Source organism: Cohnella sp. LGH (assembly GCF_017671885.1).
Taxonomy (GTDB): Bacteria; Bacillota; Bacilli; order Paenibacillales; family Paenibacillaceae; genus Cohnella; species Cohnella phaseoli.
Genome location: NZ_CP072117.1, coordinates 4,701,246 through 4,714,580, shown reverse-complemented (window position 1 = coordinate 4,714,580; position 13,335 = coordinate 4,701,246). Strand labels below are relative to the sequence as shown.

Sequence of the window (13,335 nt, the reverse complement as noted above, 5' to 3'; positions counted from 1 at the left end):
CGCGATGGATATTCTGGGCTGGGTTCTGATCGTAGCGTTATTTGCCGTCGGTATGGCCGGGGCGATCTACCCGATTTTGCCGGGAGCTTTGGCGATTTACGCGGCGTTTTTCGTCTATGGCTGGTTTTTCTCGTTCGAGCCGTTCGGCTGGTGGTTCTGGATTATCCAGACGCTGATCGTGGTCGTGCTGTTCGTGGCGGATTATATGGTGAACGCGTGGGGAGTCAAGAAGTTCGGCGGCTCTCGAGCCTCGGTCATCGGCAGCACGATCGGCATTCTGGTCGGTCCGTTCGTCATTCCGGCCTTCGGGCTGATTATCGGTCCGCTGGCGGGCGCCATACTCGGAGAGCTGATCCATGGCTCGGAGTTCAACCGCGCGCTGAAGGTCGGCTGGGGCTCGCTCGTCGGGCTGTTCACGAGCACTGTCGTCAAGGTGCTGCTGCAAGGCGCAATGATCGTTTTGTTTATTGTCTGGCTGATTTTCAACTAATTTAATCGAATGGCGAAGAGGGTTACCTTGAAAAAAGACACTTTACTCAAAAGCACGCTTATTCTAGCGGCCGCTGCGCTTGTGGCGCGGGCGCTCGGCATTTTCCAGCGGGTTCCGCTCGATTATTTAATGGACGATCTCGGCAATATTTACTACAACAATGCAAACTCGATTTATTTGCTGCTGCTGATCGTGGCTACGGCGGGCATTCCGAGCGCCGTCAGCAAGATGGTCTCCGGGCGCTATGCCGTCGGGCGCGTCCGCGAAGCGCAGCAGGTGTACCGGGCGGCGATGCTGTTTGGGGCAATCGCCGGCGTCGTCATTACGATCGGTCTCTGGTTGATCGCCCCGGTGATCGCTTCGTCTATTCTGAAGGAGCCGGAAGCCGCGACCGCAATCCGGGCGATCGCTCCGTCTTTGCTGCTGTTTCCGATGATCGCGATGATGCGGGGGTATTTTCAAGGCCGGCAGTTCGTGACTGCAGGGGGCATCTCGCAGATCATCGAGCAGATTTTGCGCGTCGTCGCGGCTGTCGTGATCGCTTACGCATTCTACGCGATCGATCCGACCAACGAGGAAGGCATTGCCGCCGGCGGCGCTTTTGGCAGCGTATTCGGCAGTATCGGCGCTTTTATCGTGATGCTGTATTATTCCCGCAAGCTGAAATCTAGCGACCGACTAGAGCCGCGCATACAGGCGGATCCGTCGCGTCAACTGCGGCTTCGCTCCATTTACAAGGAGCTGTTTAACCTGTCCATCCCTGTCGTCATGACCGGGATTACGGTGCAGCTGCTGTATACGATGGACAATTTTATGATTAAGTCGCTTACGGTGGGACACTTCGACCAGGAAACGATCAACCATTGGGCTGCCGTGTACGGAATGAACGCCCAATCGATCGCAGGCATCCCGATCATTCTGGCGGTTGCGCTTAGCCAGTCGATCATACCGCATATTTCGTCCGCTCATGCGCTGAAGGACGCCGACAAGGTCGGCCAGCAGGCTTCCTTGGCGGTTCGGATCGCGCTGTTCAGCGGAATGCCCGTCGTGCTTCTGCTCGGCGTCGGTGCGTTCAGCGTGAACGGACTGCTGTTCGAGAAGCCGATCGGCAGCCAGGTGGTGGCGATGCTGACGCTAGGTACGATTTTCCAGATTGGAATGATGGTAACAAACTCGATTCTGCTGGGCATCTCCGAGCCCAAAAAGGCGACAATGCACGCGCTCACCGGCGTCCTCATCAAAGTCGTCCTCAGCTTCGCGCTCGCTCCGTTCTTCGGGGTTTACGGCATTATCGCGGCTACGACGGCGTGCTTCATCTGGGCGCTTATTTTTAACGTGCTCAGCTTGAGGAAACGTTCGCGCTTCAAGTTTCTCGGCAAGCGCTGGCTCCCGTTCCTGCTCACGGTCGTCATCGTGGCGGCTGCGATCGGATTCGCGGAGTGGGGCGTTCTGGCGATCTGCGGCGGACTTCCGGATAAACTGGCGTTTTTCCTTGCTTTCGGCGTAATGGGAGGCTTGCTTGCCGTGCTGTATCCGGCGCTGCTCGTCTATCTCGGAGTCGTCACAGCGGCGGAGATTTCGACCTACCCCAAAGCAGTACGGCGTCTTCTTGCGCCATTTATGAAACTGCGGGCAGGATTAAGAGGCTGATCGTCGAAATAAAATGAGGTTGGGCGCTTGCTCGCAAGCGCCCTCAGCTATTTTATGGGAGGGACTCATTCGTGAACATTAGGACGTTAAAAAGATGGGGATGGACGGTATGCGTGCTGCTGCTGACCGTTATTGTCGGCTGTCAATCGGTCGGGGGGCTTAACCTGAACGATATGCTGGTCAAGCAGCTCAGCATTGAGAAGCAGGAGCAATCGCTCGTTCTTGAGCTGGAAGTGGACGTCAACGAGGCGCTGCTCGCTTCGGAGGACGAGAAGGCGAAGAAGGCGGTTGAGCTGCTGCGCAAGCTGAAGCTGGAATTGGTTCACTCGAAAGCGGATGCATTGGGCAATCAATGGGTAACCGGAAATTTGGTTACGAGCAAGGGCAGCATTCCGTTCACGCTTCATGCAGACGAGAAGGCCGTTAGAATCGACATTGACGGAGCGAAGAGACCTTTCGTGCTCGAGCTGTCCGCCCTGCAGGACGAGTTGGGAACGATGGCGCTGCCGAGCGGAGAAGACCGGCAGGCGATGATGGAATCGGTGCGCAAGCTGGCCCAGAACATCGGCTCGTACCTGATCAAGGGGCTGCCTAATCCTCCGGTGATTACCGTCGATCAGGTGAACGAGACGATTCACGGCGAGTCGACCAAATTGACCAAGGTGCACGCGGAGCTGAACGGCGAGCAATTGGGGCAGCTGCTTCCCCTGTACCTCGAAAATCTGATCAAGGACAAGGAAGGCTTCCGCGCGACCGTCGTTCAGGTATTCGAGTGGCTCTACGAGATGGAGGAGGATTTGGATCTCGGACTGAGGGACTCGGAGAGCCTCAACGCTGAGGCGATGGCGAATTTTGCCGTAGAGACCTTGCTGCCTGAGCTGGAGGATGCGCTGGAAGATCTGAAGAAGGCGCAGCATGAAGTGGAATGGAAGCAAATTTTCGATAAGGGCATTACGCTGAAAACCGACCTGTACGTGGACGAATTGCTGCATATCCGCAAGTCGAATCTGGAGGCGGTTATTGCCCCGGCCGCTTTTGCGGAAGAAGACAGCCCGATTCGCAGCATTAAAGTTCGGGCAAGCAGCGAAATGTGGAACGTAAACCGCGAAGTGGAAATTCCAGCCGTCGAAACGCCGGTTAACGCGCTTAAGCTTGAGGAGTTGGACAACTACGACGCTTACCGGTTCGTCAGAATGTTCGACAGCGATTCCGTGGTGTACGATCTGTTGAAAAACGATTTTGCGATCGACGATCAAAGCTTTACGCTCAGCAGCGAATGGGGCATTCCGTTCTTCGTGGACGAGGAAGGCACAGCTTTCGTACCGCTGCGCGAGACGCTTGGCGAGTTCGGCATTCGTCCGAATCTGGAGGTTCCATCGAACGGACCTATGGAGATTCGTTTCTATGACCGGCCGACGGCCAAGTCGATTATTTTGCGCAAAGATTCCGACCAAGCGACGGTAAACGGAGAAACTGTCAAGCTGGCTCATCCGCTCATGAACGATGCGAATATGACGTACATCTCGGCAGACGATCTGTTCGGCTTGCTTGGAGCCGAGTACGAGGTAGTCGAGTGGGAAGACTACGACGAGCAGATGATGGAAGTCACGCGCGATTTATAAGAAAATAGGAATGGAGAAAGGGAGGGGTTGGACCATGCTGAAAATAAAGAACGAGCAAGCTTTTCGCGAGCAGATTGCCGAAGATCGGTTAACGGTGGCGGTGTTTAAGACGACCTGGTGCAAGGATTGCCATTTTATCAATCCGTTTATCGATGACGTGGAAGCGGCGTATGGGGATCGACTGACGCTTGTCGAGATCGACCGCGACGATCTGCCGGATCTATGCGGCGAATTGAACATACTGGGCATTCCGAGCTTTATCGCTTTCCGCCAAGGCCGCGAGTTGGTCCGATTCGTCAGCAAGCTGCGCAAGACGCGCGAGGAGATCGAACAGTTTCTCGATCGGGCAGTCGAAGTATCCGGCGCGATTGCGGGTTGAACCAGAGCCTGAGCCGTCCCTAATGGGGCGGTTTTCTTTTTTTCTTGGGCGCTATTCACCTCCTCTGCTGTCAGTGGTTGTTAAGGATTTGTTAAGCGTCGATCGCTATACTCTTTTTGTATATTCATGGTGAAAAAACGCCGAACAGAGAGGGGATTGATTGGAAGCGTGAGAACGAAGAAATTGACAATTATTGCGCTAGTATGGGGGCTGGTCCTCGGCAACTGCTTGACATGGCTTCCTGCGGGCAGCGGAACGGCTTATGCCGAGATAACCTTTGCGGGTGGAGACGGGACGGAGGGCACTCCCTATTTGATTGCAACAAGAGATCAGTTGGAGGCAATCGCCCAAGATGCATCGAAGCACTATAAGCTGACACAGGACATCGATTTGTCCGGGACGGATTGGACGCCAATCCCATCGCTTACCGGAACGTTCGACGGCAATTATCGCACGATTTCCAATATGAAGATTGATCTTTCCAGCGGGAGCCAGATTGGTTTCATTAAGACTCTGAGCGGAAAAGTGAAAAACGTGCGTTTCGAGAACGCGTCCGTTACCGGCAGCAATATGGTTGGAGCAGTCACCGGTATTACTTATTCTAACGGCAGTGTTGAAGGAGTAATTGTGACAGGCAGCGTTACTGCCGTAGGCACGATCGCTCAGTCGGGCGGAATCGCAGGAATAAATATGGGTAGCCTCCGGCAGGTTTACGTCGATGTAACGGTCACAGGAGGGGCGATGCTGGGAGGAATCGCCGGCATTAACAATAATGAGATCAGCGAGAGCTGGTCTAAAGGGGCGCTTAACGGAAGCAATCAGGCGGGAGGCATCGTGGGTTCGTTGGGCAACGGTCTTACGGTGGAAAATTCGTTCTCGGAGATGGCGGTTAATGGAACAAGCTCTGTAGGAGGTATGCTGGGGAGCAGCGTCGATGCGTCCGGAGCCCCAACGGGGATGATTGGCCATTCTTTGACGGTTGGTCCCGTCACAGGTACCTCCGACACGGGAGCATTGATGGGAAAAGGCAGTGCCATTGCGCCGACGAGCTATTGGAATAGCGATACATCGAATCAGGCAACCGGCATTGTGGGTACTGGAAAAGCTACGGCGGACCTGAAGAAGCAGGAGACTTTTGCCGGCTGGAATTTTACGGCAATCTGGAAAATTGGACAAGATGCGACCTATCCGGAACTGCGCTGGTACGATGAATGGCTAAAAGCCAGCATTCCGGGCATAACACCAACGACATTGTCGCCTTCCAACAACGAGCAGGGAGTCGCCGTGCAATCGAACCTCGTGCTGCAATTCGGCGAGGCGGTCACGATCGAGCCGAACAAGCAAATTACGATTAAGCAGACTTGGGACGACGGCGTTGTCGAGACGATCAGCACTTCCGATGCGAGCAAGGTCGAAGTCGCGAATGACACCGACATCGTCGTTAATCCTGATGCGGAGCTTCTATACGGCAGTTCTTATTACGTGGAGCTCGAAGCGGGCGCGTTCAAGAATGGACAAGGAACCGCCAATACGGGCATTTCGGGCCATGCCGGCTGGCAGTTCGAAACGGAAATCCGGGCTGAAGTGACAGCCAACGATTCGGGTGCATTTGCGGCTTATATGTCCAATCCGCACGTCAGCCTCATTCATTTGCTGCCTCAGCAGCAATATACGTATGCCGGAGGCATAATCAATCGTGCACTTTCGATCGACGGCAGAGGGGCGACGATTAAAGCGGGCGGCGGATTGACCGATACGGTCATTCGCAGCGACGGTGCTGTGGTCGACAGCATGTCGCTGGCCAACTACGCAAACGTAAAAACCTTCCTCGTTGTAGAGGGGGGCGCGAGTGCATTAACGTTAAACAACGTCGTGCTGGAGAATACGGACAATAACGAGCTCTTTACGGTGATCAACGTCAAAACCGACGGCTCGCTAAGCCTTGATCAAGTTACCTTAAAAGGATTCCATAACAACAACGTTCCTGGAGATCATTTAAGCTTCGGCATTCACGCGGAACCGGGCGCATTGTCCACTTCAATTACAAATAGCAACTTCGATTCCAGCAACGCGTTTCGCAATGCGGTAGCGATTCGCTCCGGCGCTGTTGCGCTGAACGGCAATACGTTCGCAGGCACCATTTATCCGGAGCGGCTCAAGCAGTCCGACGGTTACGAGTATGCCATCTACCTGTACGGGGGCAACGGTGCCGTTACCGGCAATACGATTACCGGCTACGACAGCACGACCCAACGCGCATTCAGCAGCGCAGGTATTGCGGTCATCGGCTTTTATGCGGCGAACTACAATATCTCGGACAATCGACTCGCTTACAATGAAAGCGGAATCGACGTTACGCTCACTTGGACGCCGTGGTCGTCGAACAGAGCGGTTACCGTCAACGGCATCTCGCTAGCCGACAGCGAAGACGCTTTTGCAATGGGCGAGGCGCTGAGAAAAGCGAACCTGCAGGACTATGTATCGGTATCGCTCGATCAGACGGATGAAGTGGAGCTGACCAGCTCCGAGGATCAAACGTTGTATTATCCCGTGCTCGGAGGGTACCGCGCTCCGTTCCTGGCTTTGGGAGAGATCGCGGAAGGTTCGGCGAAAGTTCGTTTCCCCGCAGATTCCCTCAGCCGGGATGTGCTGAACGCCGCCGAAGCCATCGAACTGGAGCAGCGTGCGGTCGGTCAGACGAACTGGAGCGCCTTGAACGAAGAAATGGACGGCACGACGCAGGAGGTCGTTCTCCCCTTCGATTCCAACCAGCCCTACGAGGTTCGTATTAAGCTGACGCATAAGAGCCACGAGGATGCCGGAGCGAGCCCAAGGACGCTGGTTACCTACTCGAACCCGGTAACCGTGGCGCTTGAGCCGAAAGTTGTGACTTACTTGCCGTCGCTTCAGGCAACCAATGTACCGGTAAATACCCAATTGGCCCTTGTCTTCGATAAAGCGGTAACGGCAGTTGCGGGCAAAACCATCATGATCAAAAAAACCGCGGATCATTCCGTTGTGGACACGATCGATGCGGGCGACACGACGAAAGTGGCGGTGAACGGGGAACGAGTGAATATGACCCTTCCGCAACGATTGCAATATTCCACCAATTATTATGTTACGATTCAGCCAGGCGCTTTTCAGGATGGATACGGAGTAGGTCATGCAGGATTGTTGAATGCTTCTTGGTCGTTCAAGACGGCGGCGCAGCCAACGTCACCGTCGTCTTCATCCGTCCCGGCCGCCCCGATCTCTCCTAAGCAAGAAGGGATTGACGTGCTTGTCAACGGCAAGGCGGAAAGCGCTGGAACGGCCAGTGTGACGAATGTTAACGGTCAGAAGAAGACGGCAATCTCCGTGGATGAAGGAAAAATTATGGAACGGCTGGAGCAGGAAGGCAACGGTGCGACAATTACCGTTCCGGTCAAGCTGGAGACGGACGTACTGGACAGCCACTTTAACGGACGGCTTATGCAGAGCATGGCGAGACGGCAAGCGACGATTGAAATTCAGACCGCGGACGCCATCTACCGATTGCCGGCCGAATGGATTGGCATAGCGGATATTTCAAAGCAGCTCGGGGCAGCAGGTGCGCTAGAGCAAATCAGCGTTGGTTTGGAAATCGCCAAGCCGACGGCGGAGGCAGCCAGCGCTATCGAGCAGGCGGTGAAAAGGGCGGGAACAACGCTAGTTGCCGCTCCGATGATTTTCCGTGTCTATGCTTCCTATAACGGAAAAGAAATCGAAATCGACAGCTTTGAGCATTATGTGGAGCGTCTGATTGCACTTCCTGCCGGCGTTGAGGCCAGCCGAATCACGACCGGTGTAGTGGCTGAATCGGACGGTAAGATCCGTCATGTGCCGACAAAGGTCGTAAGCGTGGGGAGTAAGGATTACGCGCAAATTCACAGCTTGACGAATAGTTCTTATGCGGTAGTCTGGAATCCTATTGCATTTGCGGACGTGGCATCTCATTGGTCGAAAGCGTCCGTCAATAATATGGGTTCCCGTATGGTCGTGCAAGGCGACTCCGAGGGCTTGTTCCATCCCGACCGTTCAATTACGCGCGCGGAGTTTGCCGCGATTGTCGTGCGTGGGCTGGGCTTGCCGCTAGAAGAGTCGAAGTCGTCGTTCGAGGATGTCACAAAGAGCGTATGGTACAGCCGCCTCATACAAACGGCGGTCGCATATGATCTGATCGCCGGATTTCCCGACGGAACCTTCCGTCCGAATGATCCGATTTCGCGCGAACAGGCTATGAGTATTCTAGCCAAAGCAATGAAATGGACAGGTCTGAAGTCCGCAGCAGCGAAGAAGCCGGAGGACGTTCTCGGCGTTTATGAGGATGCTTCGAAAGTATCTCCTTGGGCGGCGGCAGGCATTGCCGACTGTATTCAAACCGGCATCGTCACCGGAAGAGGCGCCGCAGAACTGGCTCCTCGCGACGACATGACGAGGGCAGAGGTTGCCTCCATAATCGAACGTTTGCTTAAAGCTTCAAAACTGATCTAGCAACAGAGCGCCAGAGAGCCGAACAGTCGCGTATGCGGACGTTCGGCTCTTAATGTTCACATTATGAACATGGTTTTAACATGTGAGGTTCGGTATAATGGGAAACAGGCCTATTGCGCCAACTTTCACATGAAATCGGGGATATGCATGACCTTTCAAAGATATCGTTTGCTTGCTCTGTTGACCTGCATCGGCATGTTTCTCGTTTTGATCGCGGGAGTTCTCGTGACAAATACCGATTCCGGCCGCGGCTGCGGTACGGATTGGCCACTGTGTAACGGCAAATTCGTACCAGCTTATACGGTGGAGTCGATGGTTGAATATAGTCATCGTATGATTAGCGGCATCGTTGGGCTGCTCGTCGGAGCGACCTATTTGGTAACGCATTTCTGGAAGCCTGCGCGCCATCGCGAAAACCTGCTTTATGCAGGCGGGGCGCTGTTGTTTACAGTTATGCAGGCGATTCTCGGCGCGATGGCGGTCAAATGGGAGCAATCTTCGATCGTTATGGCGCTCCATTTCGGCATTTCGCTATTCGCCTTCACCTGCACCTGGCTGCTGTACAAGCTCGTCAAGCGTCAAGCCGCTGAGCAAAGCGGTCAAGCCGTTCCCTCCTCGCAGCATCGTCGGCCATCAGCTGCCGCGTCAATCTCGACAGGGCTGTACAAGGGCGTAGTCGCGGTTATCGTGTATTGCTACGGCGTCGTTTACCTCGGCGCGTTTATCCGCCATACGAGCTCCGGAGGGGCGTGCGAGGGATGGCCGCTATGTAACGGCGAGATCGTGCCCGAGCTATCCGGGTCGGTTGCAGTCGCGTTCGCGCACCGGATTGCCGCGCTGCTGCTGCTCGTGCTTATTGCTATTGTCGTGTTCTACGTTCGCAAAGCTGCCGGAGCCGGCTCGGAGCTGGCCTCCATCGGCAATAAGGCGCTTATTCTCGTCGTCCTGCAAATTTTTAGCGGAGGACTGCTCTCCTTCACTTTATCGAACGAAGACGCCTACGTATTTACCGGGCTGCTGCATACGGTTATTATTTCGGCGCTGTTCAGCGTACTGGTGTTGTTAGCCATTCGAATGCGGCAGACAATGAAACGATAGCTTGTTCGTACGAGGGACGGCGCAAAACCGGCGATTCGGTTGAGCGAGCCGTCTCTTTTGCGTTACAATGAGACAGGAAGGTTAGCCGATGCCAGGGCGTGTCAGAAAACCCGCTCAGGGGCATCTTTCACTGCCTTTTCACTCCCTGCTTCTCACTTTTGCTTGACGTACCTCCGGTACGCCTCCACAAAAGTTCTTTGCATGGAACGGAATTTCGGCAAAATCTGCTGCCTTCGAAGTATCAGACACGCCCTGGGGGGAGAGCCATTGCTAAGAGTTTTGTTCGGAGAATGGCCGCGCGAATGGTCGGGGAAGCCGCTAGAGACGGTCCGATCCATTGAAGCGTTCGCCCGGCGCTGCTCCGAGCTTGCGCGCGTTCGGCCGGAGGAAGCAAAGAAATACCGCACCTTCGCGATTTGGGCGGAAGGTTTGCTGCGCTCGATGGACGAGCTTGAGCAAAGCTGCTACGCAGCCAAAAAATACGCGCAGCAAATTAGCCATAGGCGGCTCGACGAGTTCACGGCCGAAGAGAAAATGAACTACGAGCGCCACGTTTATTTCGACAAAAACGCTTATATCCGTTACTTTTCCTTGCTGGACAAGTTGGGCACGCTGTTGAATCAACTGCTGGCGCTGCGAACCGAGCGGATTAAAGCCCGTTATTCGTATTTTACGATGCTGCGCAATATGAGACAAAACGGACTTCATTGGGAGCTGGTGAAGCCGTTGAATGAAATCAAGGAACGGCACCAAGGCGCGATGAGCCGTCTGCGCAGCCGCAGAAACATCGAGATCCATCAGATGAACGAGGAGCTGCGCGACGATCTCGCTCAGAGCCTTGCGAACAACGGAGCAGGCAGAACGCTCGAAAATTTGGGAGCCAACATGGAGGATCTGGATCAGGGCTGGGCCATGGTTCAAGGCTCGCTGCATGTCGCTTTTCGCTATGCGTGCGCGTATTTGCGCCGCATGGATTAAGCCTACAACGGGACGGAGGGGAACCGCGTGAAGCTGCTGGGCAAAACCGCGCTGATCACGGGCAGCGCCAAAGGTTTGGGACGACGCACCGCTCTGGAGCTGGCAGCCCATGGATGCGATGTAGCGATCAATTACGTGAACAGCCGGGACGAAGCCGAACGGTTAGTTGAAGAAATCGGGGCTTTGGGACGCAAGGCGTACGCGATTCAAGCGAACATCGCGATCGCCAACGATTCGGAGCGCCTTGTGTCGGAGACGGAGAGAAGGCTCGGCGAGGTCGATATTCTCGTTAACAACGCCGGTCCGTTTATTCGGGAGCGACGTCTGTTCGCGGACTATTCAAAGGACGACATTCACGACCTGATGAACGGTAATCTCGTCGGCACGATGCTAATGGATCATCGGGTTCTGCCAGGGATGCGGGCCAGGCAGTGGGGGCGAATTATTCATTTCGGCTTCGGCCATGCTTCGGAGGCGAGATCCTGGCCGCATCGAGCCGTCTATGCGGCGGCCAAGGTCGGGCTCGTGTCGTTTACGAAGACGCTTGCAGTGGAAGAAGCCGCTAGCGGAATTACGGTGAACATGATCTGTCCCGGAGATATCCGCGGCGAGAATAAGGAGAAGAGCATTGCCGACGTAGCCGGGTTGATGGACGAGGAATCGCCCCGGGGCAGGCCGGGAAGCGGCGAGGATGTCGCGCGGATGATCGCATTCCTGTGCATGCCGGAATCGGATTTCATCACAGGCAATACGATTGACGTGTCTGGCGGACTGGACCCGATTCGCACGATGCTGAAGCGATGACAAAAGGTCCTGCCGATGGCAGGACCTTTCTAAACCTTCTGGCTTCGATGAAGGAAAATCAGAACACTTGAACGACTTCCTGAATGCCTTCGACTTCTTCCAGCAATGCGCGCTCGATTCCGGCTTTGAGCGTGATCGTGGAGCTTGGGCAACTGCCGCAAGCGCCCATCAGACGCAGCTTAACGATGCCGTCTTCGATGTCGACGAGTTCGACGTCTCCTCCGTCGCGTTGCAAGAACGGACGCAGCTTGTCAAGAACGTCGCTCACTTCGTCGTAAATGCTTGGAGCATTCGTACTCATGATCATCCACTCCTTTCATAGTCTATTATAGTACAAAAAGGGTTAATTTCAAACCGGCCATGTTTCGCATTTTTTGTCGAAGAGAGGAAGCGAATACAGATGAATATCGTGGAGTTTTGCGTCAGCAACGCTCATCATGGAACGGACGAGGTACTGAAAAAGCTGGAACAGCTCCCCGATGTCGAAGTGATCGAATACGGATGTCTCGGCAATTGCGGCGAATGCTACCTGTCCCCGTACGCCTTGGTGAACGGAGAGAGCGTCGTAGCCGAGTCGGCCGAGCAGTTGTACGACCTGGTGCTTGAGGCGCTTCGCCAGCAGGAGGAAGAGCGAAGCGCTCTAGACAAGCTGCTGGGCGATCTCTGATCGGACTTGTCCCGCAGATTAACCGAAATGGCGCTTGCTCTTCCACAGTACTCCGCTCTTGAGCATCCGCGGAATGCGACCGAGCAGCGGCGTCGCGCCCATTAAGCCGAAGCCGGCCTTCTTGCCGAGCGAGCCAAGCACGCCTTTGAGCTTGATTCCGCCCAGTCTCGGCTCTTTGCCGTGCCAACGGGCCCGGATGACCTCGGCGACCTGTTTGCCCTGCGCTCCCGCCAGCTGGGCGCTTGGAGAGAAGGGCTGGCTGGAACAATCGCCGATCACGAAAACATGGGCATAGTCGGGCAGCTCATGGTACTCGTTTACGACTAGACGCCCCTGAGGATCTTTCGGCAGCGAGATCCGCTGGACGAGGTCGACCGGCTGAATGCCGGCGGTCCACACGGTAACATCCGTCAAAATCGGCTCGGAACCGTTATGGATGACGCCTTGTTCCAGCGAGGTGATGCCGATGTGTGAACGCATCTCCACATGGTGCTGGTCGAACCAGGAAGCGACGTATTCCTGCAGCTTGCCGGGGAAAGCGGACAGGACGCTATTGCCCCGATCAAGGATGCGAATGTTGATGTCCGAGCGGCTTTCGCGCAGCTCGGCAGCAATCTCGACGCCGCTCAAGCCTCCGCCCACGATTGTCAGCTGGCCGTACGGGCGGATGTCGTTAATCTGCTGGAAGGTGCGGCGTGCTGCCGACAAAGACTGGACGCTGCACGTATAATCGACAGCACCCGGGATACCGTGATAATTATCCGTGCAGCCGAGCGCGATGACGAGAGAGTCGTAAGCGATCGGCTCCTGATTGGACACGTGCACGATTTGGCGATCCAGATCGACGTCGGTAATATTTCCGTAAATCATTTGCAGTTGCGGATGAACGGGATAGTTGACGCGCAGCTCCAGATCGGACACCGTTCCGGCCGCAAGAGCGTAATACTCCGTTTTCAACCCCTGATAGGGCATCCGTTCGACAAGAACAAGCTGCCGATCGGCGGGAATATGCTCCAACAACTCCTGCACGACCATCATTCCTCCGTACCCGCCGCCTAAAATAACGACCTTGCTCATAAACGCTCTCCTTTGATGTCGGTTCGCTTTAGTATGACACAGAAGAGCCCCCGTC

11 protein-coding genes are annotated in these 13,335 nt (G+C 55.2%); 9 read left to right on the top strand and 2 right to left on the bottom strand.

What is annotated here, in order from left to right; genetic code table 11:
* The first annotated feature begins 4 nt into the window (after nt 1–4).
* From J4772_RS20305 to J4772_RS20270, 8 genes are all read left to right on the top strand, one after another.
* Nucleotides 5–490, top strand: a complete 486-nt coding sequence (locus J4772_RS20305; protein ID WP_116062187.1) for a DUF456 domain-containing protein — start codon at nt 5–7, stop codon at nt 488–490.
* A 27-nt stretch (nt 491–517) separates the two neighbouring features.
* The gene (locus J4772_RS20300; RefSeq protein ID WP_181917791.1) at nt 518–2,140 is read left to right on the top strand and encodes a putative polysaccharide biosynthesis protein; all 1,623 of its coding nucleotides are present in this window, start codon (nt 518–520) and stop codon (nt 2,138–2,140) included.
* Nucleotides 2,141–2,211: 71 nt separating this feature from the next.
* Nucleotides 2,212–3,762: a stalk domain-containing protein gene (locus tag J4772_RS20295; protein WP_209071158.1), complete on the top strand. Its 1,551-nt coding sequence runs from the start codon at nt 2,212–2,214 to the stop codon at nt 3,760–3,762.
* A gap of 34 nt (nt 3,763–3,796) precedes the next feature.
* Nucleotides 3,797–4,141 carry a thioredoxin family protein gene (locus tag J4772_RS20290; protein ID WP_209071157.1) on the top strand — a complete coding sequence of 115 codons (345 nt, stop codon included), beginning with the start codon at nt 3,797–3,799 and terminating at the stop codon, nt 4,139–4,141.
* 168 nt (nt 4,142–4,309) lie between these two features.
* Nucleotides 4,310–8,656 carry an S-layer homology domain-containing protein gene (locus J4772_RS20285; RefSeq protein ID WP_209071156.1) on the top strand — a complete coding sequence of 1,449 codons (4,347 nt, stop codon included), beginning with the start codon at nt 4,310–4,312 and terminating at the stop codon, nt 8,654–8,656.
* A gap of 147 nt (nt 8,657–8,803) precedes the next feature.
* Nucleotides 8,804–9,754 carry a COX15/CtaA family protein gene (locus J4772_RS20280; protein WP_209071155.1) on the top strand — a complete coding sequence of 317 codons (951 nt, stop codon included), beginning with the start codon at nt 8,804–8,806 and terminating at the stop codon, nt 9,752–9,754.
* A 267-nt stretch (nt 9,755–10,021) separates the two neighbouring features.
* Entirely contained in the window at nt 10,022–10,732 is a 711-nt protein-coding gene (locus J4772_RS20275) for a Cthe_2314 family HEPN domain-containing protein (protein ID WP_209071154.1), read from the top strand.
* A gap of 33 nt (nt 10,733–10,765) precedes the next feature.
* Entirely contained in the window at nt 10,766–11,536 is a 771-nt protein-coding gene (locus tag J4772_RS20270) for an SDR family oxidoreductase (protein WP_116062299.1), read from the top strand.
* Nucleotides 11,537–11,594: 58 nt separating this feature from the next.
* Here the strand turns inward: J4772_RS20270 and J4772_RS20265 are convergent, their stop codons facing one another.
* Nucleotides 11,595–11,837, bottom strand: a complete 243-nt coding sequence (locus tag J4772_RS20265) for a NifU family protein (RefSeq protein ID WP_116062192.1) — start codon at nt 11,835–11,837, stop codon at nt 11,595–11,597.
* Between the two features lie 99 nt (nt 11,838–11,936).
* Between J4772_RS20265 and J4772_RS20260 the strand changes: the two genes are divergently transcribed.
* Nucleotides 11,937–12,203, top strand: a complete 267-nt coding sequence (locus J4772_RS20260) for a YuzB family protein (protein ID WP_116062193.1) — start codon at nt 11,937–11,939, stop codon at nt 12,201–12,203.
* Between the two features lie 18 nt (nt 12,204–12,221).
* Here the strand turns inward: J4772_RS20260 and J4772_RS20255 are convergent, their stop codons facing one another.
* The gene (locus J4772_RS20255; RefSeq protein ID WP_116062194.1) at nt 12,222–13,280 is read right to left on the bottom strand and encodes an NAD(P)/FAD-dependent oxidoreductase; all 1,059 of its coding nucleotides are present in this window, start codon (nt 13,278–13,280) and stop codon (nt 12,222–12,224) included.
* Between the last annotated feature and the right edge of the window lie 55 nt (nt 13,281–13,335).

Bases quoted from the DNA above. Each gene is read 5' to 3' on its own strand.
- J4772_RS20305 (WP_116062187.1), top strand. From the start codon at position 5: ATGGATATTCTGGGCTGGGTTCTGATCGTAGCGTTATTTGCCGTCGGT.
- J4772_RS20290 (WP_209071157.1), top strand. From the start codon at position 3,797: ATGCTGAAAATAAAGAACGAGCAAGCTTTTCGCGAGCAGATTGCCGAA.
- J4772_RS20280 (WP_209071155.1), top strand. From the start codon at position 8,804: ATGACCTTTCAAAGATATCGTTTGCTTGCTCTGTTGACCTGCATCGGC.
- J4772_RS20265 (WP_116062192.1), bottom strand. From the start codon at position 11,837: ATGAGTACGAATGCTCCAAGCATTTACGACGAAGTGAGCGACGTTCTT.
- J4772_RS20260 (WP_116062193.1), top strand. From the start codon at position 11,937: ATGAATATCGTGGAGTTTTGCGTCAGCAACGCTCATCATGGAACGGAC.
- J4772_RS20255 (WP_116062194.1), bottom strand. From the start codon at position 13,280: ATGAGCAAGGTCGTTATTTTAGGCGGCGGGTACGGAGGAATGATGGTC.